The following is a 24,486-nucleotide window of genomic DNA, read 5'->3' as shown; positions in this document are numbered from 1 at the left end:
GCACCATGCCACTGCCAGTTGCCCTGCCGCCGGACGTCAGGCTCATGAACACCGTCTCGGTGCTCCTGGGTCTTGTGTTTGGCGCCATGGTGCTGGCGCTCGGCATGGCCTGGCTGGTGCGACAGCCCGTCTTCAACCTCAGCACCATCCGTGTCGGCGGCGACCTGACGCACAACAATGCCGTCACCCTGCGCGCCAATGTGGCGCCCAAACTGACCGGCAATTTCCTGACGGTTGACCTCGAATCCACGCGCGCGGCCTTCGAGTCCGTTCCCTGGGTTCGCCGGGCCGTGGTACAGCGCGAATTCCCGAACCGCCTGAAGGTCGTGCTGCTTGAGCACAAGGCCGTCGCCTATTGGGGACCCGAGGGCGAAGCCCGGCTGGTCAACAACCACGGCGAAGTGTTCGACGCCAATCCCGGCGATGTCGAAAACGAGGAGCTGCCGCTGCTGAACGGGCCCAAGGGCCAGGCGCCTCAGGTGCTGCAGGCTTACTACCAACTGCTTGCGCTGTTTGAAGAGATGGATGCGGTGCTGGAGCAACTGCAGCTGAGCGAGCTGGGAAGCTGGCGCGCGCAGCTTGACAGCGGCGCGGTGATTGAACTCGGCCACGGCTCGCAGGCTGAAGTCCAGGCGCGTGCCCGGCGCTTTGTCGACACCGTGACGCAAGTGTCGTCCCGGTTCGGACGCGATGTGGAGTCCGCCGACCTGCGCTATGGCACCGGCTATGCGCTCAAGCTCAGGGGCGTCACCACTGGCGAGATCAGTGACCAAGACGACAAGAAAAAGAAAAGGTAAATGAATGGCCAAAGAATATAAAGATCTCGTGGTGGGGCTGGACATCGGGACCAGCAAGATCATGGTCGTGGTGGCCGAGGTCATGCCCGGCGGCCAGCTCAAGCTCGCCGGCCTCGGAATCGCCGCCAGCCAGGGGCTCAAGCGCGGCGTGGTGGTCAACATCGACGCCACCGTGCACAGCATCCAGCAGGCGCTCAAAGAGGCCGAACTGATGGCCGACTGCAAGATCGGCCGCGTCTTCACCGGCATCACGGGCAGCCACATCCGTGGCATCAATTCCAGCGGCATGGTGGCCGTCAAGGACAAGGAAGTGACCCAGGCCGACGTCACCCGCGTGATCGAGACCGCCAAAGCCATCAACATCTCGACCGACCAGCGGCTGCTGCTGGTCGAGCCGCAGGAATTTGTCATCGACGGCCAGGATGTGCGCGAGCCCATCGGCATGAGCGGCCTGCGCCTGGAAGCCAAGGTGCACATCGTGACCGGCGCGCAAAGCGCCGCTGAAAACATCATCAAGTGCGTGCGGCGCTGCGGCCTCGACGTGGACCAGCTCATGCTCAATCCGCTGGCGTCGAGCCTGTCGGTGCTCACGCCCGACGAGCAGGAGCTTGGCGTGGCGATGGTTGACATCGGCGCCGGCACCACCGACGTGGCTATTTTTACCGGCGGCGCCATCCGGCACACTGCCGTGATCCCGATTGCCGGCGACCTGATCACCAGCGACATCGCCATGGCGCTGCGCACGCCGACCAAGGACGCCGAGGACATCAAGGTCGAAAACGGCTGCGCCAAGCAGTTGCTCGCGGACCCCGACACCCAGGTCGAGGTGCCCGGTCTGGGCGACCGCGGCCCGCGCATGCTCAGCAAGCAGGCGCTCGCCGGCGTGATCGAGCCGCGCGTCGAGGAAATCTATTTGCTGGTCCACCAGGCGATCCGCGAGTCGGGCTACGAGGAAGTGCTGTCCTCGGGCATCGTCATCACCGGCGGCAGCGCCATGATGCCCGGCATGATCGAACTCGGCGAAGACATTTTTCTCAAGCCGGTGCGGCGCGGTTTGCCGCGCTATACCGGCGCGCTGTCCGACATGGTCGCCCAGACCCGGGCCGCCACCGTCATGGGACTGCTCGAAGAAGCCCGGCTGGCGCGCATGCGCGGCTTCAAGGTGGCGCAGAAGGCCGGCAGCGTGCACAGCGCCTTTGGCCGGGTCAAGGACTGGTTCGTGGGGAATTTTTGATGACTCGCATTGCAAGATTTTTCGGTCGCCACTGGCGCCGAACCTATTGCGGAGGCGCCGATCCACCGGCCTGACCCGCCATGTTTCGCAAAAAATTTGACATGCATTCACCCACCCGATTTACCCCAACAGGAGGCTCCCCATGAGTATCGAAATGATTGAAATCCAGGAATTCAACCAAGGCACGCAGATCAAGGTGATTGGCGTCGGCGGCGGCGGCGGCAATGCCGTCGGCCACATGATCCAGTGCGGCGTGCAGGGCGTTGAATTCATCTGCGCCAACACCGACGCGCAGGCGCTCAACCGTGGCACCGCGCACAAGAACATCCAGCTGGGCCAGAGCGGTCTGGGCGCCGGCAGCAAGCCTGAAAAAGGCCGCGAAGCCGCCGAACTGGCCGTGGACGACATCCGCAGCGCCATCAGCGGCGCGCACATGCTGTTCATCACCGCCGGCATGGGCGGCGGCACCGGCACCGGCGCGGCGCCCGTGATTGCCCGCGTGGCCAAGGAAATGGGCATCCTGACGGTCGGCGTCGTGACCAAGCCCTTCGACTTCGAAGGCGGACGCCGCATGACCAATGCCGACCTCGGGCTGGCCGAGCTCGAAGCCAATGTCGATTCGCTGATCGTCGTGCTGAACGAAAAGCTGCTTGAAGTGCTGGGCGACGACGTGACGCAGGACGAAGCCTTTGCCCATGCCAACGACGTGCTGAAAAACGCCGTCGGCGGCATTGCCGAGATCATCAATGTTCCCGGCCACGTCAACGTCGACTTCGAGGATGTGCGCACCGTGATGGGCGAGCCTGGCAAGGCGATGATGGGAACGGCCCGCGCCAGCGGCCCCGACCGCGCCCGCATTGCCGCCGAGCAGGCCGTGGCCTGCCCGCTGCTCGAAGGCATCGACCTGTCGGGCGCCAAGGGCGTGCTGGTGCTGATCTCGGCCGCCAAGGGTTCGCTCAAGCTGAACGAGTCCAAGCTGGCGATGAACACCGTTCGCGCCTATGCATCGCCCGATGCGCATGTGATCTACGGCACCGCCTACGACGACGAGCTGGGCGACGACATCCGCGTCACCGTGGTGGCGACCGGCCTGAGCCGCCAGGAAGTGCGCAGCAATGTCGCGCCGCTGCAAGTGCTGCGCGGCGCCGGCCAGAATGCTGGCGGCGCGCAGGGCCTGAAGCAGCCTGACTACGGCAACATGGCCGTTCCCAGCGTGTGGCGCACCAACCGCACCCAGGCGGCTGCCAAGGTCGATGCGCTGGCATCGGGCGGCATGGACGACTTCGAGATTCCTGCCTTCTTGCGCCGCCAGGCGGACTAATGCCCGCATGCGCCCCGGCCTGCCATGGCGGGCCGGGGTGCACGGACTGTTATTTGGCCAGGCTGCATCTGTTGCAGGCCAGCCTGCCGCATGGGCTTGGCAGGCTTGGCAGTGGCGCTACGCGCCTGACAATTTAAAATACGACATGCTCGCTCAAAGAACCCTCAAATCCCTGACCCGGGCGGTCGGCGTCGGGCTGCACAGCGGCCAGCGGGTCGAGCTGACCCTGCGGCCGGCGCCGCCCGACAGCGGCATCGTGTTCCGGCGCGTCGATCTGCCGCAGCCGGTGGACATCGTCATTTCGCCCGAAGCCGTCACCGACACCCGGCTGGCATCGACCATTTCCAGCGGCAGCACCAAGGTGTTGACCGTCGAGCACCTGATGTCGGCCTGCGCTGGCCTGGGCATCGACAATCTGGTCATCGACATCACGGCTGAAGAGGTGCCGATCCTGGACGGCTCGGCGTCGTCGTTCGTGTTCCTGCTGCAGTCCGCCGGCATTGCTCTGCAGGACGCGCCCAAGCGATTCGTGCGCATCCTCAAGCCGGTCGAGGTGCGTGAAGGCGAAGGCGCCAACGTCAAGTGGGCGCGCTTGACCCCCTACGAAGGCTACAAGCTGAGCTTCGAGATCGACTTTGACCACCCGGCTGTCGACTCGACCGGCCAGCGTGTCGAGTTCGACATGGGCAGCGGCGCCTACAGCCGGGACATCGCCCGCGCGCGCACCTTCGGCTTCACCAAGGATGTCGAGATGATGCGCGCCAACGGCCTGGCGCTCGGCGGCGGGCTTGACAATGCCATCGTCATGGACGACTACAAGGTCCTGAACAGCGAAGGCTTGCGTTACAACGACGAATTCGTCAAGCACAAGATCCTTGACGCCATGGGCGACCTGTACTTGCTGGGCAAGCCGCTCTTGGGGGCCTACAGCGCCTTTCGCTCTGGCCATGCCATGAACAACAAGCTGCTGCGCGAGTTGCTGGCGCATCCCGACGCCTACGAGATCGCCACGTTCGACGACGAAAAAAATGCGCCCAAGGGCTTTGCCACCCTGGCGCGCGCCTGGTAATTCCAGTCCTTAACCAACCGGAGTTCAGGCCATGCTGCTTTTTCGCTGGATGTTGTTGTTCGCGCTGCTGGCGTCGCTGGTGTGCTTCATGTTCTACGCCGGCACCGGGCAGCTGCGCTTCAGGCACTACGGCTGGGTGACCCTGAAGTGGGCCTTGATTGCAGCCTTCGGCTTTTTCGGCGTGCTGATTCTGGAGCGGGTGGCTTGAGAGCGCCGCAGCCTGTCAGCGGCTGCGCCCGGCCCGGTAAAGGCTGCTCATCTTGCCGCTGGCTTCGCTGGCCTGCGCCAGCCGCGCCATCGCCGCGCCCACATGCGCATGCGTGATGGCCAGCCCCAGCGCATCGGCGGCATCCTTTCCCGGCAATGAAGGCAACTTGAGCAGGCGCATGACCATTTCCTGCACCTCCGCCTTGCCGGCTTTGCCATAGCCTGCCACGGCCTTTTTCATCTGCAGCGCGGTGTATTCGGCCACGGGCAGATCGTTGGACACCAGCGCCGTGATGCACGCGCCGCGCGCCTGTCCCAGTAGCAGCGTGGCCTGCGGGTTGACGTTGACAAACACAATCTCGACCGACGCCGCTTCGGGCTGGTAGCGCTGCACCACTTCGCGTACGCCGTCGAACAGCACCTTCAGCCGGCCCGGCAAGTCTTTTTTGTCCAGGTGCGCGGTCTTGATGGTGCCGCTGGCGACGTAGCGCAGGTGCGGGCCGTCCATGTCCACCACGCCAAAGCCGGTGATCAGCAAACCCGGATCAATTCCCAATATATGCATATGCTATGAATTTAGTAGCTGCTTGCGCAGGCGGAGTATGCGCAAAAGCATGAAAAGTCTTGAAAAGTTATAAAAAGACAGGCGTTCAGGGCGCTTCCACGCCGCCCATGCGCGCCGCGATGGTCCGGGCGCGCGAGGCCAGGTAGCCCGAGCCGGTATGGGTTTCAAAATACTTGGGCCGGGGCAGCATCACCGCCAGCCGCGCCGACTCGATGGCGTTCAGGCGCGCGGCCGGCTTGCGGTAGTAATGCTGGGCAGCGGCCTCGGCGCCAAAAACGCCTTCGCCCCATTCGACGTTGTTGAGGTAAATCTCCAGGATGCGCTGCTTGCCCAGCAGCGCTTCAAGCATCAGCGTCAGCAGCAGCTCCTGGCCCTTGCGCAGCAGCGTGCGTTCGCCCGACAGGAACAGGTTCTTGGCAAGCTGCTGGGTGATGGTCGAGCCGCCGACGATCTTGGGCGGTTTGAGCAGCGGCGCTTTCGACTTTCCCTCGGCCAGCCGGCTGATCGATTGCACGGCGCGTTCCTCGGCCTGGGTGTTTTTCTCCCAGGCCTTTTCCAGCGCGTCCATGTCAATGCCCTCGTGCAGCACGAAACCGGCGTCTTCCGAGGCAATGATGGCGCGCTTGAGGTGGCTGGAGATTTCCGCATACGGCACCCACTGCTGGCGCCATTTGAGGGTGCCGGTGTGGCGGGCCACTGCCCAGACTTCCGAGCGCTGGAAGGCGGTCGATTCCGGATCGACGAAGCGCATCAGCGCAATGCGCCCCGCAAAATACAGCTGCAGCGCCAGGCCGGCCCCCAAGGCCAGCACCAGCAGTCGCCAAAAGGCCTTCATGCCCGCCGTGTCGGCGCGCCGATGTTGATTGGCGTCGGGTTGCCGGGCGCCAGGCAAGGCGCTGCTGGCGCGTGGTCGCGGGTCATGGGTCAATCTCTTTCATATTTTTCAATGCAAGCGCCGCGCCTGGGCTCAGCGGTTGGTCAGCTTCGTTTCCAGGCTGTCATCGCGTCCAAAATTGAAGCTCGACACCACCACGATCTGGTCGGCTTTGCCGCGCATGGCTTCGCTGAACGGCTCGAAAGGCCCGCTTCCCTGCACCAGGCTTTGCGCCCAGCGGTCCAGCAGCGGGTTGCCCGAGCCTTGCACCACCTCGGTCGCCAGCACCTGGCCGTCGGCGTTCACCATCATCGTCATGGTCAGCTCGCCATAGAGCTTTTTCCCGGCCAGTTGCGGAAAGTTCAGCGTTCCCTTTTTCTCGATCTTGCGGCGCATCGCATCGTAGTACACCGCGTAGACCGCTTCGCGGGTCGATGGGCTGATGTAGCGCCGGGTCGGCTGGGCGCTGTCTTCATTGATGCTTTTTTCAATTTCGGCCAGCAGCTTGACCAGTTGCCGGCGCTTTTCCTCCTGCTCGGACTGCGCGCGCAGGCTGGACGGCACGCTCAGGTCGGGCGGTGCCAAGGCGGCCAGTTCCTTTCGGGTCTGCAGCAGCAGTTCCCTTTGCTGCTCCTTGAGCGACTTGACCTGCCGCCGCTCGTTTTCATCTTCGGGCGAGTCGCCGGTTTTGGCCACCAGCGAAGGCGGAAGGGGCGAGGTGGGCCGGCCGCTTTCAAGCGCGCCGCCGCCGGCCAGCGAAGCCTGCGCAATCGCCTTGGCGTTGGCGTCCGGCGGGTCGCTGGACTTGGCGTTGACCAGGATCACCTCCAGCGGCGTGTCCTGGAACACGCGGTTGAAGCGCTCCGGATCGACGATCCTGACCGCCAGCAGCGCGGCATGCACGGCCAGCGAAATGCCCAGCGCCACCTGCAGCGTGCTGGGCGATCTGGATTTCACCAGCGGCGGGCCAGGTTTCGGCAGGACGGCGCAATGCCGGGTGCCTGCCATCGGTGGCGCGCTGGACATCGGTTCGGCTTCAGACTGCCGCAGCGGGAGCCGGTTCGGCGTCTGCAGCTGCCTCGTCCATGTCCACGGCAATGGAAATCGGTCCGGCGACGATTTCCTCTTCGCCGTTTTCTCCTTCGTCGGCGGGCAGCGGGCTGCTGGCGTCCAGGGCTTCGGTGTCGAACCGCTCGATGACGGTGCCGAAAACGTCCAGCGTGATCTCGTCAATCGCGCCCAGCTTGACGCGCACCCGCGCGCCGCGCGGCAGGCCCTGCGCGCCCATCGCGCCGAGCACCAGCGGCAAGTCGTCGGCGCGCACCAGGTTGTCCTTGAAGCTGGTCGCCGTCAGTTCGGTGATGCCGTTTTGCTCCAGGTATTTCAGCGTCCAGTAGCGCTCGATGCCCGACTGGAAGCCGTTGTAGGCGCTGTAGGCCGCGTCGAAGCATGAAATCACCGAGAACAGGTCGGCGTCCTTGGGCTTGAAGGGCGCGACCAGCGCAGCACTGCGGCCGTGTTTGGTGACGGCGATGATCTGCCACTGGTTCACCAGGTCGGTGTAGCGGCGCAGCGGCGAGGTGCACCAGGCATAGCTTTTCACGCCCAGACCGGCATGCGGCAGCGACTTGGTGCCCATGCGCACCTTCACGCCCGGCGCCATGCTGGCCTGGCTGCGGTAGATGCCCGGCACGCCATGCTCGGCCAGCCACTGGCCCCAGGTGCTGTTGGCCAGGATCATCGCCTCGGCGACGATCAAATCGAGCGGCGCGCCGCGCTGGCGCGTGCTGATGCTCACTATCTCGTCGCCCTGCGGCTCGCCGCTCGTGGGGTTGTCGAGCTTGAAGTTGTAGTCGGGCCGGTTGAAGTTCTCGGGCTTGCCGCGAACGATTTCGCGCTGGCCCTTCAGGTGCCGGGCCAGCCGGTGCAGGAAGGTCATTTCCACGCCCCACTGCACATCGACCGGCGCGGTGACTTGCGCGGCTTCAAAGAACGCTTCGGTGAAGGTGTTGTCCAGCGCGTCGTGGCGCAGGTTGCTCACAATCGGCACTTGCTCCAGCCGGGTCACGCTGGCGGTGATTTCCAGCGTCGCCTCGTCCATCGTCAGGTACAGCGACAGGGCAGGGCAGTTGCGGCCTTCCTGCAGCGTGTAGGCCTGCACCACGTCGTCGGGCAGCATGGTCAGCTTGTAGCCGGGCATGTACACGGTGGACATGCGCGCGCGGCCGACCGCGTCAATCGGGCCGCCCGGCAGCACCGCCAGGCCGGGCGCGGCGATGTGAACGCCCAGCGTGACGAAGCCGCTGCCCAGGCCTTGAATCGACAGCGCATCGTCAATCTCGGTGGTGCTGGAGTCGTCAATGGAGAAGGCGCGGACATCGGCCAGCGGCAGTTCGTCCTTGACGGGCGGCGCCTGCAGTTCCGGAAAGCGCGTGCCCTTGGGGAAGTTCTCGAACAGGAAGCGCTTCCAGTGGAACTGGTAGGGCGAGGCGATGGCGCCGGCTTTTTGCAGCAGGTCGAGCGGCGCGGTGTGCGTGGCGCGCGAGGCATCGACCACGGCCTTGTACTCGGCGCTGTTCTTGTCGGGCTTGAAGAGTATCTTGTAGAGCTGGTCGCGAATCGGCGCCGGGCACTGGCCTTGGCCCAGTTCGTCGGCCCACGTAGCAATCTGCGCAACGATCTGCTTTTTCTTTTCGATGGCGGCGAGCGCCTGCTGCAGGATTTCAGGCGGTGCTTTCTTGAAGCGGCCCTTGCCGGCGCGGCGGAAATAATGCGGCGCGTCGTACAAAGCGAACAGCGCGGCGGCTTGCTGCTCGCTTGACGCCGGCTTGGAGGCGTCAGCGCTGAAATACTCGCGCGCCAGTTCGGCAAAGCCGAATTCCTCGTCGCTGGCGAATTCCCAGGCCAGGTCCAGGTCGATTTCTTCAACCAGGCGCTGGCCGGCGGCAATGAATTCGGCGGGCGCGGGTTTTTCGAACTTCAGCAGCGCATTGGCTGCCTTGACCTTGACGCGCTTGCCCGAGTCGAGTTCGACCTGCAGCGAACTATCGGCTTCCGACAAAATCCGGCCGGCCAGGAACTTGCCGGTTTCTTCAAACAATACAAACACAACGAAATCCTTTGGCCTGGGGGTGCTGGGTGGGGCTGGGTAATGCTGGGAAATGGCCCTTGCGGGGCGTGCGGCTAGTGTAATCAGGCAAGCCGCCGCTGGTTTCAAGCCAGGTCCAGGAATTCCAGGATGACGGGCACATGGACGTCGAAGTCGCTCAGCGCATGGTCGCCGCCTTCGAGCAGGCGCACGCTGGCGCCGGCATAGCGCGCCGCCATTTCGCGCCAGTCCAGCACTTCGTCGCCCTTGGCAATGATGGCTAGGAAGTTTTGCGGCATCTTCAACGGTCCCGCCTGCAGCGCGCGCAGTTCATCGACAAAGCGTGCTTCAAAGAAAAAATGTTCGTCGGGGTTCTGCCAGTTGGTCTGCTCGCCGATGTACTTCGCCAGATCACGCGCCGGATCGACCGCCGGGTTCAGCAGCACCGCCTTGCAGCCCTGGCGCTCGGCCACCGCCGTCGCGTAGAAGCCGCCCAGCGACGAGCCGATGACCGCCATGGATTCAGCCGGCCAGTCTGCCAGGCCGGTTTGAAGCAGCGCCATGGCGTCCTGCGGCGAGGGCGGCAGTTGCGGGCACCACCAGCGCACCGACGGGTGGCGGGTGGCCACCAGCGAGGCCATTTTTTGAGCCTTGGCCGATTGGGGCGACGAGCGAAAGCCGTGCAGGTACAGCAGGTGGGTGACGGGCATGGGTCCATGGTAAACGCCCTTTGCACGCGCAAGGCGCTCGGATACTGGCATCTTTAAAATTGAGCATCAAATAGGCCGTTTGCGCAGATGGGGCGGGCGCGACAAGCTATTTTTTTTAATAGCGATGCAGTCCCGGCGGATATGGGTCCCTGAGCTTTCAGGCAGCTGGCCGGCTAGCCGATAATCGCGGCCATGTCCGCCGTTTTTGACCAACCATCCTTTTACAAGCGAACCCTGCCCCTGCTGCAGGGCTTTGACGGCCTGCTCGCGTTCGCCGTGTTTCTGCTGGCCTGCGCCGGCCTGCTGATCATGTATTCGTCGGGCTACGACCACGGCACGCGCTTTGCCGACCATGGCCGCAACATGCTGATTGCCGGCGCCATCATGTTCGTGGCGGCGCAGGTTCCGCCGCAAAAGCTGATGTTTTTTGCCGTGCCGCTGTATGTCACCGGTGTGGCACTGCTGGTGGCGGTGCTGCTGTTCGGCATCACCAAGAAGGGCGCGAAACGCTGGATCAACCTCGGGGTGGTGATCCAGCCCAGCGAAATTTTGAAGATTGCCGTGCCGCTGATGCTGGCCTGGTGGTTCCAGAAGCGCGAAGGGCAGTTGCGGCCCTTCGATTTCGCCGTGGGTTTGGTGTTGCTGGCCGTGCCGGTGGGGCTGATCATGAAGCAGCCCGACCTGGGCACCTCGCTGCTGGTGATGGCCGCCGGCCTGGCGGTGATCTTCTTTGCCGGCCTGAGCTGGAAGCTGATTCTTCCGCCGGTGCTGCTAGGCGTTGTCGGGATTTCGCTGATCGTCTGGTATGAGCCGATGCTCTGCGCCGACGGCATGCGCTGGCCGGTGCTGCACGACTACCAGCAGCAGCGCATCTGCACGCTGCTCGACCCGTCGCGCGACCCGCTGGGCAAGGGTTTTCACATCATCCAGGGCATGATCGCGATTGGCTCGGGCGGCGTGTTCGGCAAGGGCTTCATGGCCGGCACCCAGACGCACCTGGAGTTCATTCCCGAGCGCACCACCGACTTCATCTTTGCGGCCTATTCCGAGGAATTCGGCTTGGTCGGCAACCTGCTCTTGATCAGCGGCTTCATCTTCCTGATTTTTCGTGGCCTGGCGATTGCGATGGATGCGCCCACGCTGTTCTCACGGCTGCTGGCCGGCGCGCTGACGATGATTATCTTCACCTATGCTTTTGTGAACATGGGCATGGTCAGCGGCATTTTGCCGGTGGTGGGCGTGCCGCTGCCCTTCATCAGTTACGGCGGCACGGCGATGGTGACGCTGGGGCTGGCGCTGGGCATGCTGATGTCGGTGGCCAAAGCCAAGCGGCTTGTTCAAACATAGGGATGTAGCCCCCACGCTTGCCACTTCGTGTGCTGCGCTGCCCCCCGAGGGGGCTGTTGCGCCTACGGCCCGGCAAAGCCGGTTCCGTGGCCCCGGCTGGCTGGGAAGTGCCACGTTCCGCACACACCGTGTTGCTTTCGACCTCCGGCCATCAGCCCTTTGGCCGGCACTGCCGGGTGACACTGCCTACAATCGTTGGATGATCTCACTCAAATCCGCCGCCGCCTCCGTTCGCCAAACCAATGTTTCCGGGCGCCCGCCGGCCCGGCCGAGCAAGGATTCCACGTCGGAGCGGCTGGCCATTGCCCAGAAGCTGCTGCTGGCGCCCTTTGGCCTGGATGAAGGTGCCCTGAGCCGGGCGCTGGGCGAGATCACTTCCTACGGCGTGGACGATGCGGATCTTTACTTTCAATACACCCGCAGCGAAGGCTGGAGCCTGGAAGAGGGCATTGTCAAGACCGGTTCCTTCAACATCGACCAGGGCGTCGGCGTTCGCGCGGTGAGCGGCGAGAAAACCGCCTTTGCCTATTCCGACGATATTTCCGAAGCCTCGCTGCTGGACGCCGCGCGCACCGTGCGCAGCATCTCGGCCGCCGCCCAGTCCGGCCGCGTCAAGACGCCGGCGCGCAAGATCGCCACCAGCCGCTCGCTCTACCGCGACCTCGACCCGATTGCCACGCTCGACAGCACCGCCAAGGTCGAATTGCTTGGCAAGGTCGAAAAGCTCGCCAAGGCCAGGGACCCGCGCATCGTGCAGGTCATGGCCGGGCTGGCCAGCGAATACGACGTGGTCATGGTGGCACGCGCCGACGGCACGCTGGCCGCCGATGTGCGCCCGCTGGTGCGTCTGAGCGTGACCGTGATCGCCGAACAAAAAGGCCGGCGCGAGGTCGGTTCGGGTGGCGGCGGCGGCCGTTTTGGCTTGGCCTATTTCGACGACACGCAGATCGGCGAGTACGTCGATGCCGCCGTCAACGCGGCGCTGACCAACCTGGATGCGCGCCCCGCGCCAGCCGGCCAGATGACCGTGGTGCTGGGCTCCGGCTGGCCCGGCATCTTGCTGCACGAAGCCATCGGCCACGGACTGGAAGGCGACTTCAACCGCAAGGGTTCGAGCGCGTTTTCGGGCCGCATCGGCGAGCGCGTGGCCGCCAAGGGCGTGACGGTGCTCGACGACGGCACGATTGCCGACCGGCGCGGCTCGCTCAATGTCGATGACGAAGGCAACGTCAGCCAGCGCAACGTGCTGATCGAGGACGGCATTTTGAAGGGCTACATCCAGGATTCGATGAATGCGCGGCTGATGAACGTCAAGCCCACCGGCAACGGCCGGCGCGAGAGCTATGCCCATGTGCCGATGCCGCGCATGACCAACACCTACATGCTCGGCGGCGACAAGGCGCCCGAGGAAATCATCGCCAGCATCAAAAAGGGTTTGTACGCCAGCAACTTCGCCGGCGGCCAGGTCGATATCACTTCGGGCAAGTTCGTGTTTTCGGCCAGCGAAGCGTTCTGGGTTGAAAACGGCAAGATCCTCTACCCGGTCAAGGGCGCGACGATTGTCGGCAACGGCCCCGATGCGCTGACCCGCGTGACGATGATCGGCAATGACATGCGGCTCGACAGCGGCGTCGGCACCTGCGGCAAGGAAGGCCAGAGCGTGCCGGTCGGCGTCGGCCAGCCAACGCTGCGGATTGACGGGCTGACCGTGGGCGGCACCGCTTAAGATGATTTTTCAAGCTGTGCTACATTTCTTCAGATGAATTCCGCGACATTTTCTTTTGCTTACTTTTGGCTCTCAAGCGCCTTCGGCGGTAGAGAAACTCTCGCGTAAGCACCAGAAAACGCAGCGAATCTCCAAAAACCGCCGGGCCACCCGGCGGTTTTTTTTTGCCCGCCCCCGATTTGCCGCTCTCGTGAAACTGCTTGATTCCGTTTTGAAATCTTAAACAAGGAAGCCCGTGATGAATGCCAAAGCCACCCCCGCCAGACCAAATTGGTATGCGAGCGTCGAAAAAACCAGCGAGACCGACGACAAACGCATCAAGGACATCACCGTGCTTCCCCCTCCCGAGCATCTCATCCGCTTTTTCCCTATCAACGGCACGGCGGTCGAGTCGCTGATCACCGAAACCCGCCAGAACATCCACAACATCATGGCCGGCACCGACGACCGGCTGCTGGTCGTCATTGGCCCGTGCTCGATCCACGACCCGATGGCCGCGCTCGACTACGCCAGAGGCCTGGCCGAGCAGCGCAAGAAATACGCCGGAACGCTGGAAATCGTGATGCGCGTGTACTTCGAGAAACCCCGCACCACGGTGGGCTGGAAGGGGCTGATCAACGACCCCTACCTCGACGAAACCTTTCGCATCGACGAAGGCCTGCGCATTGCCCGCCAGCTGCTGATCGACATCAACCGCCTTGACGTTCCCGCCGGCAGCGAATTCCTCGACGTGATTTCGCCGCAGTACATCGGCGACCTGATCTCGTGGGGCGCGATTGGCGCGCGCACCACCGAAAGCCAGGTGCACCGCGAGCTGGCGTCGGGCCTGTCGGCACCGATCGGCTTCAAGAACGGCACCGACGGCAACATCCGCATCGCCACCGACGCCATCCAGGCCTCGGCGCGCGGTCACCACTTTTTGTCGGTCCACAAAAATGGCCAGGTCGCGATCGTGCAGACCAACGGCAACCCCGACTGCCACGTCATTTTGCGCGGCGGCAAGGCTCCCAACTACGACGCCGCCAGCGTTGACGCTGCCTGCACGGCGCTGCAGGCCGCCGGCCTGCCCGCGACGCTGATGGTCGACTGCAGCCATGCCAACAGTTCCAAGCAGCATGAAAAGCAGATGGACGTGGCGCGCGACGTTGCCGCCCAAGTCGCGGGCGGCTCGCGCCAGGTGTTCGGCCTGATGGTCGAAAGCCACTTGACGGCTGGCGCACAAAAGTTTACCGCCGGCAAGGACGACGTCCGGGCGCTCGAATATGGCCGCAGCATCACCGATGCCTGCCTGGGCTGGAACGATTCGAAGGCCATGCTGGCGTCCCTGTCAGCCGCCGTCGAGGCGCGTCGGGCAAAATGATGCACTGTGCCCGCCGGTCTGCCCATGGCAGGGCCGGCGGGTAGCTGCCGGGCCTTTGCCCTTTTCAGTGACCGCGATACGGCGCGGCGCTGAGGCTGGTGCCGGATTCGTCATCACTTTTACAGGAAACCCTCATGCGTAGCGAAGTCACTGTCACCTTCAAGAACCAGCTCCCTGTGCAAATTGAACTGCATGACGACCTGGAGCCCATGCCCTCCGAGGCGGCCCGCCGCTGGCTCGACGAGCAGTTCACCCAGATGGGCTGCGAGCCGCTGCGGCCCACCGGCAAGCTGCTGACCGCCGACAAAGTCGTGGTCGTGGCCGAGGCCGCCGGTCCGGTCAAGTTCGCCGATGCCCAATGGGCACAGGCCTTTGCCCGCGCGGCCACCACGGCGCTGGGCCGGCCCATGGTGAACATCGACGTCACGGCCCTGAGCATCAGCTACTGAGCCGGGCTTGATGGCGCAGGCGCGCTTGCAAGATTTTTTGCTATGAATTAAATAGCTGATTGTGCAGGCGCGTAGTGCGCAAAAGCCATAAATCATTAAAAAAATAGCGGTGGGTGCACTGACCTTGCCAGTTACCCGGCGGCCGTCGGTTCACCTTGCTATCCCACGCTGCGACTTGAATGCCAGCAACGCGCCCCGTCGCTTGGCGCTTTTCGGCTCGTGCGCGGCCAGCATGCTAACCATTGGCCACTACCGGACGCAGAACAATATTCTTCCCTGGTTCCGTTTGTTGACACCCACACCATGAAAAAAGCCAAGGCCTCATCAAAACCCAAGCCCGATCTGTTCGCCGAAGCCGCACCGACCGCCGCTGCCACAACCGCCGGCACCGCCCTGCGGCTCGATGGCGGCAAGGGCGGGCCGCGCCTGTCCGCCGCGCAGCAGCGCTTTAACCGCCTGCTGGCAAAAATCGACAAGCTCGAAGGCCAGGTCACGGAAATGCAGACGCTGGCCGATGCCTTTCGCCCGCTCTACCAGGGCACGCTGGAGCCGCTGCGCGAGGCGCACCGGGCGCTGATGCGGCGCATGGCGCTGGCCTTGGACGAGCGGCTGCAGGGCAAGGGCGTGACGCCGACCCAGAAACGCAACGGCCTGGAAATCCTGTGCGACCTGTGCGAAACGCTGGCGGCCTTTGGCGATAAGGCCATGGCCGCGCTGCACGACCAGCGCAGCGCGCGCACCTTGCGCCAAAAGGAAGAAGACCAGGCCGCCCTGATGCGTTCGATGATGGAGCAAGCGCTGGGCGGGCCGCTTGACATGCAGGCGCAGGATGATTCGCTGGACCCGCTGGAAGCCGTGATGCGCGCCGGCCACGAGCGCCTGCATGAAGCGATGCAGGCCGACGAGGCCGAGCGCGAGGCGGCTCAGGCCAGACGAAAAAAGAAAAAACCCACGCCAGCCCAGCAACAGGCCGCGCAGCAGCAGGAAGACGCCGACACCGTTCTGCGCCAGGTCTACCGCCAGCTGGCCAGCGCGCTGCACCCCGACCGCGAGCGCGACCCGGCCGAGCACCAGCGAAAAACCGCGCTGATGAGCGAAGCCAACGCCGCTTATGCCAAGCAGGACCTGATGGCCCTGCTGCACCTGCAGTTGCGCATTGCCCAGGCCGACATGCAGGGCATGCTGCAGCAACCCGAGGAACGCATCGCCGCCATGAGTTTGCTGCTCAAGCAGCAGGCCGATGAACTGGAGCGCGAATTGTTTGCCCGGCAACGCCACCTCCAGGATGAGTTCGACCTGGGGTTCTACCAGGCGCCGACAGCCGCCACGCTGCGGCGCCAGCTTGAACAGGAGGCGAAAGACCTGAAGGACGAGCTGACGTTCATGGAAGCCGATATTGCGCTGGTGCAGGACGACGCAGGCTTCAAGCGCTGGCTGAAAGAGCAGGCCAAGATGATGCGTGAGACCAACTTTTTTTGACCGGCAGCGTAGGACCTGGCTAGTTCGAAAGTTTTAGGTGTTTTAGGCCGTTTGCGCAGGCTGCTCGGGTGCTAATAGCTATATTTTTAATAGCAAATTGGCGTTGATTGGCAAGGGCCTCAGGCGGCCAGTGCGGCCAGCAATTTCGCGTGAATCCCGCCAAAGCCGCCATTGCTCATGCACAGCAAATGGTCGCCGGACCGGGCAGCGGCGCTGACCTGCGCCAGCAGCTGCTCCAGGTCGTCTGCCACTTGGGCGCGTTCGCCCATCGGCGCCAGCGCGGCCCGCGCATCCCAGTCCAGCCCGCCGGCATGGCAGAACGCCAAGTCAGCCTGCGCCAGGCTCCAGGGCAGTTGCGCGGTCATGGCGCCGAGCTTCATGGTGTTGCTGCGCGGCTCGAAAATCGCCAGGATGCGTTCGGCTCCTTTCCCTGCGCTGTTCAATTGGCGGCGCAGGCCATCGACCGTGGTGTGAATGGCCGTCGGATGGTGGGCGAAATCGTCATACACCGTGATCTCGCCACCTGCGCGCTGCACCGCCCCGCGCACTTCCATGCGCCGCTTGACATTCTGGAACGACGCCAGCGCCCGGGCAGCCAGTTCGGGCGCCACGCCCACATGCTCGGCCGCCGCGATGGCCGCCAGGGCGTTGAGCTGGTTGTGCACGCCGCTGATGCCCCACTGCACCCGGGCGACGGCAACGCCTGCCTTGAGCACCTTGAAGTCGCCAGGCTCGCCCAGCGCGCTGAAGCCGTCGTGCACCAAGCTGCCGCCAAACGGCACCTGTTCGCTCCAGCAGCCCTGCGCCAGCACGCGCTGCAGGCTGGCTTCGTTCGCATTGACAACCACCCGGCCCTGCGAAGGAACGGTGCGGACCAGATGATGGAACTGCCGCTCAATGGCCGCGAGGTCATCAAAAATATCGGCATGGTCGAATTCGAGGTTGTTCAAAATCGCCGTGCGCGGGCGGTAGTGAACAAACTTGCTGCGCTTGTCAAAAAATGCGGTGTCGTATTCGTCGGCTTCGATGACGAAGGCGTTGCCCATGCCCAACCGCGCCGACACGCCAAAATTCAGCGGCACGCCGCCGATCAGAAAGCCGGGCTGCAGACCGGCGCATTCCAAAATCCAGGCCAGCATGGCGGTCGTGGTGGTCTTGCCGTGCGTGCCGGCCACCGCCAGCACATGGCGTGGGCCGGTGGCGTGGTGCGTCGGGTGGTGCAGCACATGGCCCGACAGCCACTGCGGGCCGCTGGTGTAGGGCTGGCCGCTGTTCAAAATGGCTTCCATCAACGGATATTTCGGGTTGCCGTCTGGCAGGCGCGCGCGCGACACCACGTTGCCCACCACAAACACATCGGGCGCCAGCGCCATCTGGTCGGCGCCATAGCCTTCGATCAGCTCGATGCCCAGGCCGCGCAGCTGGTCGCTCATCGGCGGATAGACACCGGTGTCGCAACCCGTCACCTTGTGCCCTGCCTCGCGCGCCAGCGCGGCCAGGCCGCCCATGAAAGTCCCGCAGATTCCCAGAATATGTATGTGCATCGCCGGTATTTTAAGTAGGCGCTGGCAAGGGGCTATTTTTTAAGGAAAAAATGGTTCCAGCGCAATTTCTGCCTGCGTAAGTAGCTATTTATTTGATAGCGGTTACGGATTCTGGTGAACTTTAGGCGTGGTGGCGGCCCTAATTTGGGCACAATTGCTTTTGCGCTTTCCCGCAAACCTTGATCACCTGACTTCGCTTCTGGCTTTAGCGCCAGTCGATCCTGACATTGAATACCCTCAAATCTGAAATTGCCGCCACGGCTGCGGCGCTGGTGGTGGAAGAAGGGCTGGAATACGGCCCGGCCAAACGCCGCGCGCTCAAGCAGCTGGCCCTGCCCGCGCGCACCGCCTTGCCCGACAACGGCGAGATGGAAGACGCGGTGCGCGAATACATTGAACTGTTTTGCGCCGACACCCAGCCTGCCGAACTGGCCGCGCTGCGCGAACTGGCGCTGGTGTGGATGCAGCGCCTGGCGCTGTTTCGGCCTTACCTGGCCGGCGCGGTCTGGCACGGCACGGCGACCCGGCTGTCCGACATCTACATCCAGCTGTTTTGCGACGACCCGAAATCGGCTGAAATCGCGCTGGTCGAGCACAACGTCGATTACGAACCGCGCAGCGTGACCGGCTTTACCGGCGGCAGCGTCGAGGCGCTTTCCTTGAGCAGCCTGTGCCCGGCGCTGAAAGAAAACATCGGCGTTCACCTGATGGTCTATGACCATGACGACCTGCGCGGCGCCCTGCGGCCCGATGCCAAAGGCCGCACGCCGCGCGGCGGCCTGGTTGCCGTGCAAAAATTGGTGTCCATCACTTCTGGAGCTTGACCAGTGAATCGCAGAAACATGCTCTATGGCGGCGTTGCCGCCGCGGCCGCCCTGGCCGGTGCCGGCGCTGCCTGGTGGAAATTTCGGCCGCACGAGGCCTTGAGCGGCCTGCCGGACAAGGTCGTGAGCGATGTCTTCTGGGCTGCCAGTTTCGACACGCCTGACGGCAAGTCCCTGTCCATGGAGAGTTTTCGCGGAAAGCTGCTGCTGGTCAACTTCTGGGCCACCTGGTGTCCGCCCTGTGTGGAAGAGCTTCCGCTGCTGGATTTTTTCTACCAGGAAAACAAGGACAAAAATTTTCAAATCGTGGGTCTGGCGGTTGACCAGCCCAGCGCGGTGCGGACCTGGCTGCAGGCCCGTCCGCTGAATTTTCCCGTCGGCATGGCGGGTCTGGGCGGAACGGTACTGAGCAAGTCGCTCGGCAACAAGTCCGGCAGCCTGCCTTTTACCGTGGTGTTCAGCCCCTCCGGCGTGCTGCTTCATCGCAAGACCGGCAAGGTGACACCAGAAGAACTGGTGCAGTGGACGCATCTGGTCTGATCGCCGGATAGGCGCGCGCGGGGCCTCGGATTCGCTGGCCGGTTGGTTTTGACCACACCGGGTTTTGCCTCGGCGCCCATGAAGGGGTGGCTTTGCCGGATACACCTTGAGGTACACTTTGGACTTTTTCGACGCCAAGGCACCCTGAGTTGCCGGATAATCCTTATCCGATAGGCGCTGTAAAGCGAAATAAAAGAAAGTAAGCGAATAAAGAGAAAAGATTGGCCTGTTGCGCCATCTTGCTCTTCATTCAGACCGCGCGTCCAAAAGCCGCACGCCAGGCTCCACCTCCGTTGGAAAGAATCTATGGATCTAAGAAAACTCAAAACCCTGATCGACCTTGTTTCAGAGTCCAATGTGTCCGAGCTTGAAATCACGGAAGCCGAAGGCAAGGTGCGGATTGTCAAGTCCAGCGGCGTTCCGATGATGATGCACCAGCCCGCCATGAACATGGTGCCCGGCCACCAGGTCCAGGCAGCGGCCCCGCAAGCCCCCGCGCCCGAGGCGCCAGCTGCCGGCCATGCGATCAAGTCGCCGATGGTCGGCACCTTTTACCGCTCGTCGAGCCCTGGCTCCAATCCCTTTGTTGAAATCGGCAGCGTGGTCAAGGAAGGCGACACGGTCTGCATCATCGAAGCGATGAAGATCCTCAACGAGATCGAAGCCGACAAGTCGGGCACGGTCACGAAAATCCTTTCCGAAAACGGCCAGGCCGTCGAATACGGCCAGCCCCTGTTCATGATTGAGTGAGCGGGCCTGTTGCCCTTTATCGCCAGACCGGCCGTAACGCAGGCCCCATCGGCCAGACCAGGTAATTCGACGCATGTTTAAAAAAATTCTGATCGCCAACCGTGGCGAGATTGCCCTGCGCATCCAGCGCGCCTGCCGTGAACTCGGCGTCAAGGCCGTGATGGTTTACTCCGAAGCCGACCGCGAGGCCAAATACATCAAGATGGCCGACGAAGCCGTCTGCATCGGGCCGGCGCCTTCGGCGCTGAGCTACCTCAACATGCCGGCGATCATTTCGGCCGCCGAGGTGACCGACGCCGAGGCAATTCACCCCGGCTATGGCTTCCTGAGCGAGAACGCCGATTTTGCCGAGCGGGTCGAGAAAAGCGGCTTCAAGTTCATCGGCCCTTCGCCTGAGTCGATCCGCCTGATGGGCGACAAGGTGTCGGCCAAGCAGACCATGCTGAAAGCCGGCGTGCCCTGCGTGCCGGGTTCAGAAGGCGCCTTGCCGGCTGATCCGGCCTTCATCAAGCGCGTGGCCAAGCAGATCGGCTACCCGGTCATCATCAAGGCGTCTGGCGGCGGCGGTGGACGCGGCATGCGCGTGGTGCATACCGAAGCAGCGCTGCTCAATGCCGTGCAGACCACCAAGGCCGAGGCCGGTGCGGCCTTTGGCAATCCGGAGGTCTACATGGAAAAATTCCTGCAGAACCCCCGGCACATCGAAATCCAGATCCTGGCCGACCAGTACAAGAACGCGGTCTGGCTCGGCGAGCGCGACTGCTCCATGCAGCGCCGCCACCAGAAGGTCATCGAGGAAGGACCGGCACCCGGCATTCCCCGCAAGCTGATCGAGCGCATCGGCGCGCGCTGCGTGACGGCGGTCAAGAAGTTCGGCTACCGGGGCGCGGGCACTTTTGAGTTCCTTTACGAAGACGGCGAGTTCTACTTCATCGAGATGAACACCCGGGTCCAGGTCGAGCATCCGGTCACCGAATGGATCACCGGCATCGACATTGTTCGCACCCAGATCATGGTGGCGGCCGGCGAGCGCCTGCCTTTTGCCCAGCGTGACATCCAGATCAAGGGACATTCGATCGAATGCCGCATCAATGCCGAAGACCCGTACAAGTTCACGCCTTCGCCGGGGCGCATCACCAACTGGCATCCACCGGGTGGTCCAGGCGTGCGCGTGGACTCGCATATTTATTCGAACTATTTCGTACCGCCCAACTACGACTCGATGATCGGCAAGATCATTGTCCATGCCGACACGCGCGAGCAGGCGCTGGCGCGCATGAGTGCCGCGCTGGGCGAAACCGTGGTCGAAGGCATCAACACCAACATTGCGCTGCACCGTGAACTCATGGTGGACGCCAAGTTCATGAGCGGCGGCACCAACATCCACTACCTTGAAGAGTGGCTGTCAAAGCGTGAGAGATGAAGCCCCCACGGTCGCCCACTGCGTGTGGCTCCCTGCCCCCCGAGGGGGCCGCTGCGCCTGCGGTCTGGCAAAGCCAGCCCCGCGGCCCTGGCTTGGGAAATCCGGCATATCCCGTTTTCAATGAGATACACCATGTTTGAACTGATTTTGCTGGCGCCTGTCGATGAGGTGGAAACCCTCAGCGACGCGCTGGACGCGCTCGATGCGCTCAGCGTTTCGGTCGAGGACGCCGACGCCCATACGCCTGCCGAGCAGGCGCTGTTCGGCGAACCCGGCATGCCGCCGCCCAAGGCGGGCTGGGAGCGCTCGCGCATCGTGGCGCTGTTTGCCACCGAAGCGCTGGCGCGCGATGCGGCGAATGTGCTGCAGGCGCAGGATTTTTTTGCCGGCTGCCAGCTGGTCGCCATCCAGGCCGTGCCCGAGCAGGACTGGGTTCGGCTGACGCAGTCGCAGTTTACGCCGGTCGAGATCACGCCGGAATTCTGGATCGTGCCGACCTGGCATGAGCCGCCGGCGCAGGCGAAACAGGTGATCCGGCTCGACCCGGGCCTGGCCTTTGGCACTGGCACGCATCCGACGACGCGTATGTGCCTGCGCTGGATTGCGGGCCAGGGCGCTGCCGGAAAATCACTGGGCCGGGTGCTCGACTACGGCTGCGGCTCGGGCATCCTGGCCATTGGCGCGGCTAAGTTTGGTGCGCTTGAGATTGATGCGGTCGATATTGACGAGGCGGCGGTGGAATCAACCCGCGCCAACGCCCAGTCCAACCATGTGCAGCTGCAGACCGGCCTGCCCGACAAGGCCGTGGGCAGTTACCAGACCGTGCTGGCCAACATTCTGGCAACGCCCTTGCGCGTGCTGGCGCCGCTGCTGTGCGGGCATGTGCAAGCCGGCGGCAACCTGGTGCTGGCCGGAATTCTGGATCGCCAGGCCGATGAGCTGAAGGCAGCCTACCTGCCTTATTGCCAGCTTAAGGTTCATGATGCGCAGGAAGGCTGGATCCTGATGACGGCGCAGTTCTGAGCATCTTTGCGTAACGCCGCCTCAAGCCCGGGTTTTCTCCGGAATTTTTTTTTACCCATTGCGCCCGATGAGCCAGATCACCCGCTGCCCTGCCTGCGCGACGATGTTCAAGGTCGTTGCCGACCAGCTCAGGGTAGCGCAAGGCTGGGTGCGCTGCGGCCAGTGCGGCGAAGTGTTTGAAGCGTCGCTGCATCTGGTTCCAGGCGGTACAGGCAAGGCGGGGGTGCTGCCGCCCGCGCTGCAAGCATTGGCGGATAAAACCGCCTTGCCGCCGGAATCCACCGATGTGCCCGCAGGCGTTCCACTGATGGAGCCGGAGGCTGCAAAAGAACCTATGCAGCTTGCTGCTTCAGAAAGTCACGACGTTTCAGGCACTCCCTTGTCCAGTGAAAAAACGGTTGCTCCTGCGCATCCGGCAAGCTCTGAAACCGTCGGATTTTCAGCCGGAATTGAGGAGCGGCATGAGCCGGCCTTCAGTGCGGATAGCTTCGATTTCAAACCCTTCGGTTCGGCGCCGCACGCCAGCGGGCCTGAATTCCAGCCCTCTTCGGCGTTAGAGGATTCGCAGGCGTTTTCCGAAGTGGCCTTTGTACGCGAAGCGCAGCGCAAGGATTACTGGAAGTCGCCACTGGTTCGCACCGCGCTGGGCGCGATTTGCCTGGCACTGGCATTCGCTTTGATGCTGCAATGGGCGGTGCGGCAAAAGGATGTTCTGGCCGCGCAGGCGCCGCAGCTTGCCCCCTGGCTTCAGGCCATGTGCCGTCCCCTGGGCTGTGAAGTCCGGCCGTTGCGGCGCATTGAATCGCTGGTGATTGAAAACTCCAGCTTCAGCCGGACTGGCCCCGATGCCTATCGACTGAGCTTCACCTTCACGAATACCGGCGATGCGGACCTCGACATTCCTGCGCTGGAAGTCACGCTGACCGACAGCCAGGACCAAGCCGTGGTGCGCCGGGTGGTGACGCCGGCCGAGTTTGGCGCCACGGCCACCACGCTTGCCGCCTATTCGAAGCTGGCTGGCGCCTTGACGCTAAAAGTCGACAGTGCTGGCGCGCAGCAGGCCGCACCGCCGGTGCAAAGCGGCTTTCTTCCAGTGGCCGGCTACCGCATCCTGGCTTTTTATCCCTGAACTGAATCGAGAACTTTATGTCTTCTGTAATTTGCGGCTCGCTGGCCTTTGACACCATCATGAGTTTCGAGGGCCGGTTTGCCGATCAGATCCTGCCCGACCAGTTGCACATCCTGAACGTGTCCTTCCTGGTGCCGGCATTGCGCCGCGAGTTTGGCGGCTGCGCCGGCAACATCGCCTACAGCCTCAAACAGCTGGGCGGCTCGCCGCTGCCGATGGCGACCGTGGGTAACGACGGCGCCGACTACCTGGCGCGCATGCGGGCGCAGGGCATCAGCACCGAATTCGTCCGCGAGGTCGATGATCTCTATACCGCGCAGGCCATGATCATGACCGACCGGGACAACAACCAGATCACTGCGTTTCATCCCGGCGCCATGATGCAGGCCCACGTCAGCCGGATCGAGGCGCGCAGCGACATCAAGCTGGGCATGATCTCGCCTGACGGCCGCGACGCCATGCTGCAGCATGCAGAACAGTTCAAGGCCGCTGGCATTCCGTTTGTCTTTGACCCGGGTCAGGGTCTGCCGATGTTTGACGGTCAGGAACTGGCGCATTTTGTCGATCTGGCCAGCTGGGTCACTGTCAATGACTACGAAGGCCGAATGCTGTGCGACCGCACCGGCTTGTCGTGCGCCGAATTGTCACGCCGCGTGCGCGGCCTGGTGGTGACGCTGGGCGCCGAGGGCTGTGAAGTCTGGATCGACGGCGAGAAGACCCTGGTGCCGCCGGTAAAGGCCAGCACGGTGGTGGATCCGACCGGCTGCGGCGACGCTTTTCGCGGGGCGCTGCTGTTCGGGCTGGAACAAGGCTGGTCGCTGGTTCGTTGCGCGGCGCTGGGGAATCGGGTGGGTGCGTGCAAGATCGCCAGCCGGGGTGGACAGAATTATTCGCTGGATTGGGCCCAAATAAGCGGTTAGCGCAAGCGCTGTAAGCGCTTGTAGCTATAAAATTAGGGGCTTAGGAACCAGAGCTTATCGACAGCTAAGCTAAGTTCCTATCGTGATTCAGAAAAACCGGTATTTCA

The 24,486-nt window shown here is 63.4% G+C and carries 23 protein-coding genes; 17 read left to right on the top strand and 6 right to left on the bottom strand.

Annotated features, from left to right (window positions below; genetic code table 11):
• The first annotated feature begins 5 nt into the window (after positions 1-5).
• The 5 genes from ACP7AD_RS09625 to ACP7AD_RS09605 all read left to right on the top strand — a co-directional run bounded on the left by ACP7AD_RS09625 (position 6) and on the right by ACP7AD_RS09605 (position 4,629).
• The gene (locus ACP7AD_RS09625) at positions 6-797 is read left to right on the top strand and encodes a cell division protein FtsQ/DivIB (RefSeq protein ID WP_426146555.1); all 792 of its coding nucleotides are present in this window, start codon (positions 6-8) and stop codon (positions 795-797) included.
• 4 nt (positions 798-801) lie between these two features.
• Positions 802-2,031 carry a cell division protein FtsA gene (gene ftsA, locus ACP7AD_RS09620; protein WP_426146557.1) on the top strand — a complete coding sequence of 410 codons (1,230 nt, stop codon included), beginning with the start codon at positions 802-804 and terminating at the stop codon, positions 2,029-2,031.
• A 142-nt stretch (positions 2,032-2,173) separates the two neighbouring features.
• Positions 2,174-3,352 carry a cell division protein FtsZ gene (ftsZ, locus tag ACP7AD_RS09615; protein WP_426146559.1) on the top strand — a complete coding sequence of 393 codons (1,179 nt, stop codon included), beginning with the start codon at positions 2,174-2,176 and terminating at the stop codon, positions 3,350-3,352.
• 145 nt (positions 3,353-3,497) lie between these two features.
• Positions 3,498-4,421 (top strand): UDP-3-O-acyl-N-acetylglucosamine deacetylase, encoded by a 924-nt coding sequence (lpxC, locus tag ACP7AD_RS09610; RefSeq protein ID WP_426146561.1) that lies wholly within the window; start codon positions 3,498-3,500, stop codon positions 4,419-4,421.
• A gap of 31 nt (positions 4,422-4,452) precedes the next feature.
• Complete coding sequence (locus ACP7AD_RS09605) at positions 4,453-4,629, top strand: hypothetical protein (protein ID WP_426146563.1); 177 nt, start codon at positions 4,453-4,455, stop codon at positions 4,627-4,629.
• A gap of 15 nt (positions 4,630-4,644) precedes the next feature.
• On the opposite strand, the gene ruvC is transcribed toward ACP7AD_RS09605, so the two are convergent.
• The 5 genes from ruvC to ACP7AD_RS09580 form a co-directional block, all read right to left on the bottom strand.
• Complete coding sequence (gene ruvC / locus ACP7AD_RS09600; protein ID WP_426146565.1) at positions 4,645-5,193, bottom strand: crossover junction endodeoxyribonuclease RuvC; 549 nt, start codon at positions 5,191-5,193, stop codon at positions 4,645-4,647.
• An 85-nt stretch (positions 5,194-5,278) separates the two neighbouring features.
• Complete coding sequence (locus ACP7AD_RS09595) at positions 5,279-6,028, bottom strand: transglycosylase domain-containing protein (protein ID WP_426146567.1); 750 nt, start codon at positions 6,026-6,028, stop codon at positions 5,279-5,281.
• Between the two features lie 132 nt (positions 6,029-6,160).
• A complete protein-coding gene (locus tag ACP7AD_RS09590; protein ID WP_426146595.1) occupies positions 6,161-7,075 on the bottom strand; it encodes an energy transducer TonB in 915 nt (304 codons plus the stop codon).
• 28 nt (positions 7,076-7,103) lie between these two features.
• Complete coding sequence (locus ACP7AD_RS09585) at positions 7,104-9,176, bottom strand: ribonuclease catalytic domain-containing protein (protein WP_426146569.1); 2,073 nt, start codon at positions 9,174-9,176, stop codon at positions 7,104-7,106.
• 104 nt (positions 9,177-9,280) lie between these two features.
• Positions 9,281-9,865 carry a YqiA/YcfP family alpha/beta fold hydrolase gene (locus ACP7AD_RS09580; protein WP_426146571.1) on the bottom strand — a complete coding sequence of 195 codons (585 nt, stop codon included), beginning with the start codon at positions 9,863-9,865 and terminating at the stop codon, positions 9,281-9,283.
• Positions 9,866-10,057: 192 nt separating this feature from the next.
• Between ACP7AD_RS09580 and rodA the strand changes: the two genes are divergently transcribed.
• The 5 genes from rodA to ACP7AD_RS09555 all read left to right on the top strand — a co-directional run bounded on the left by rodA (position 10,058) and on the right by ACP7AD_RS09555 (position 16,226).
• Positions 10,058-11,212 (top strand): rod shape-determining protein RodA, encoded by a 1,155-nt coding sequence (gene rodA / locus ACP7AD_RS09575; protein ID WP_426146573.1) that lies wholly within the window; start codon positions 10,058-10,060, stop codon positions 11,210-11,212.
• 199 nt (positions 11,213-11,411) lie between these two features.
• On the top strand, positions 11,412-12,938 hold the full coding sequence (tldD, locus tag ACP7AD_RS09570; RefSeq protein WP_426146575.1) for a metalloprotease TldD: 1,527 nt from the start codon (positions 11,412-11,414) through the stop codon (positions 12,936-12,938).
• Between the two features lie 238 nt (positions 12,939-13,176).
• Positions 13,177-14,298: a 3-deoxy-7-phosphoheptulonate synthase gene (locus ACP7AD_RS09565; protein ID WP_426146577.1), complete on the top strand. Its 1,122-nt coding sequence runs from the start codon at positions 13,177-13,179 to the stop codon at positions 14,296-14,298.
• Positions 14,299-14,432: 134 nt separating this feature from the next.
• Entirely contained in the window at positions 14,433-14,747 is a 315-nt protein-coding gene (locus ACP7AD_RS09560) for a hypothetical protein (protein ID WP_426146579.1), read from the top strand.
• Between the two features lie 303 nt (positions 14,748-15,050).
• Positions 15,051-16,226 carry a hypothetical protein gene (locus ACP7AD_RS09555; protein ID WP_426146580.1) on the top strand — a complete coding sequence of 392 codons (1,176 nt, stop codon included), beginning with the start codon at positions 15,051-15,053 and terminating at the stop codon, positions 16,224-16,226.
• Positions 16,227-16,345: 119 nt separating this feature from the next.
• On the opposite strand, the gene mpl is transcribed toward ACP7AD_RS09555, so the two are convergent.
• Positions 16,346-17,770: a UDP-N-acetylmuramate:L-alanyl-gamma-D-glutamyl-meso-diaminopimelate ligase gene (gene mpl / locus ACP7AD_RS09550; protein ID WP_426146582.1), complete on the bottom strand. Its 1,425-nt coding sequence runs from the start codon at positions 17,768-17,770 to the stop codon at positions 16,346-16,348.
• 227 nt (positions 17,771-17,997) lie between these two features.
• On the opposite strand from mpl, the gene ACP7AD_RS09545 reads away from it, so the two are divergent.
• The 7 genes from ACP7AD_RS09545 (at position 17,998) to ACP7AD_RS09515 (ending at position 24,379) form a co-directional block, all read left to right on the top strand.
• A complete protein-coding gene (locus tag ACP7AD_RS09545; RefSeq protein WP_426146584.1) occupies positions 17,998-18,594 on the top strand; it encodes a hypothetical protein in 597 nt (198 codons plus the stop codon).
• Positions 18,595-18,597: 3 nt separating this feature from the next.
• A complete protein-coding gene (locus tag ACP7AD_RS09540; protein WP_426146585.1) occupies positions 18,598-19,134 on the top strand; it encodes a TlpA disulfide reductase family protein in 537 nt (178 codons plus the stop codon).
• A 306-nt stretch (positions 19,135-19,440) separates the two neighbouring features.
• Positions 19,441-19,884 carry an acetyl-CoA carboxylase biotin carboxyl carrier protein gene (gene accB / locus ACP7AD_RS09535; RefSeq protein WP_426146587.1) on the top strand — a complete coding sequence of 148 codons (444 nt, stop codon included), beginning with the start codon at positions 19,441-19,443 and terminating at the stop codon, positions 19,882-19,884.
• Positions 19,885-19,957: 73 nt separating this feature from the next.
• A complete protein-coding gene (gene accC, locus ACP7AD_RS09530) occupies positions 19,958-21,307 on the top strand; it encodes an acetyl-CoA carboxylase biotin carboxylase subunit (protein WP_426146589.1) in 1,350 nt (449 codons plus the stop codon).
• 132 nt (positions 21,308-21,439) lie between these two features.
• Positions 21,440-22,330 (top strand): 50S ribosomal protein L11 methyltransferase, encoded by an 891-nt coding sequence (prmA, locus tag ACP7AD_RS09525; protein WP_426146591.1) that lies wholly within the window; start codon positions 21,440-21,442, stop codon positions 22,328-22,330.
• Between the two features lie 67 nt (positions 22,331-22,397).
• Positions 22,398-23,459 carry a DUF3426 domain-containing protein gene (locus tag ACP7AD_RS09520; RefSeq protein WP_426146592.1) on the top strand — a complete coding sequence of 354 codons (1,062 nt, stop codon included), beginning with the start codon at positions 22,398-22,400 and terminating at the stop codon, positions 23,457-23,459.
• Positions 23,460-23,476: 17 nt separating this feature from the next.
• Positions 23,477-24,379, top strand: a complete 903-nt coding sequence (locus ACP7AD_RS09515; RefSeq protein ID WP_426146593.1) for a carbohydrate kinase family protein — start codon at positions 23,477-23,479, stop codon at positions 24,377-24,379.
• The last annotated feature ends 107 nt before the right edge of the window (positions 24,380-24,486 follow it).

Source organism: Polaromonas sp. DSP2-3-2b2, assembly GCF_049895905.1.
Classification (GTDB): Bacteria; Pseudomonadota; Gammaproteobacteria; order Burkholderiales; family Burkholderiaceae_C; genus Polaromonas.
The sequence above is the reverse complement of the archived record's forward strand: the minus strand, read 5'-3'. Positions and strand labels throughout refer to the sequence as shown.

Excerpts from the sequence above, each read along its gene's own strand:
- ACP7AD_RS09625 (WP_426146555.1), top strand. The coding sequence starts at position 6 with ATGCCACTGCCAGTTGCCCTGCCGCCGGACGTCAGGCTCATGAACACC.
- ftsA (WP_426146557.1), top strand. The coding sequence starts at position 802 with ATGGCCAAAGAATATAAAGATCTCGTGGTGGGGCTGGACATCGGGACC.
- ftsZ (WP_426146559.1), top strand. The coding sequence starts at position 2,174 with ATGAGTATCGAAATGATTGAAATCCAGGAATTCAACCAAGGCACGCAG.
- lpxC (WP_426146561.1), top strand. The coding sequence starts at position 3,498 with ATGCTCGCTCAAAGAACCCTCAAATCCCTGACCCGGGCGGTCGGCGTC.
- ACP7AD_RS09605 (WP_426146563.1), top strand. The coding sequence starts at position 4,453 with ATGCTGCTTTTTCGCTGGATGTTGTTGTTCGCGCTGCTGGCGTCGCTG.
- ruvC (WP_426146565.1), bottom strand. The coding sequence starts at position 5,193 with ATGCATATATTGGGAATTGATCCGGGTTTGCTGATCACCGGCTTTGGC.
- ACP7AD_RS09595 (WP_426146567.1), bottom strand. The coding sequence starts at position 6,028 with ATGAAGGCCTTTTGGCGACTGCTGGTGCTGGCCTTGGGGGCCGGCCTG.
- ACP7AD_RS09590 (WP_426146595.1), bottom strand. The coding sequence starts at position 7,075 with ATGGCAGGCACCCGGCATTGCGCCGTCCTGCCGAAACCTGGCCCGCCG.
- ACP7AD_RS09580 (WP_426146571.1), bottom strand. The coding sequence starts at position 9,865 with ATGCCCGTCACCCACCTGCTGTACCTGCACGGCTTTCGCTCGTCGCCC.
- rodA (WP_426146573.1), top strand. The coding sequence starts at position 10,058 with ATGTCCGCCGTTTTTGACCAACCATCCTTTTACAAGCGAACCCTGCCC.
- tldD (WP_426146575.1), top strand. The coding sequence starts at position 11,412 with ATGATCTCACTCAAATCCGCCGCCGCCTCCGTTCGCCAAACCAATGTT.
- ACP7AD_RS09565 (WP_426146577.1), top strand. The coding sequence starts at position 13,177 with ATGAATGCCAAAGCCACCCCCGCCAGACCAAATTGGTATGCGAGCGTC.
- ACP7AD_RS09560 (WP_426146579.1), top strand. The coding sequence starts at position 14,433 with ATGCGTAGCGAAGTCACTGTCACCTTCAAGAACCAGCTCCCTGTGCAA.
- ACP7AD_RS09555 (WP_426146580.1), top strand. The coding sequence starts at position 15,051 with ATGAAAAAAGCCAAGGCCTCATCAAAACCCAAGCCCGATCTGTTCGCC.
- mpl (WP_426146582.1), bottom strand. The coding sequence starts at position 17,770 with ATGCACATACATATTCTGGGAATCTGCGGGACTTTCATGGGCGGCCTG.
- accB (WP_426146587.1), top strand. The coding sequence starts at position 19,441 with ATGGATCTAAGAAAACTCAAAACCCTGATCGACCTTGTTTCAGAGTCC.
- accC (WP_426146589.1), top strand. The coding sequence starts at position 19,958 with ATGTTTAAAAAAATTCTGATCGCCAACCGTGGCGAGATTGCCCTGCGC.
- prmA (WP_426146591.1), top strand. The coding sequence starts at position 21,440 with ATGTTTGAACTGATTTTGCTGGCGCCTGTCGATGAGGTGGAAACCCTC.
- ACP7AD_RS09520 (WP_426146592.1), top strand. The coding sequence starts at position 22,398 with ATGAGCCAGATCACCCGCTGCCCTGCCTGCGCGACGATGTTCAAGGTC.
- ACP7AD_RS09515 (WP_426146593.1), top strand. The coding sequence starts at position 23,477 with ATGTCTTCTGTAATTTGCGGCTCGCTGGCCTTTGACACCATCATGAGT.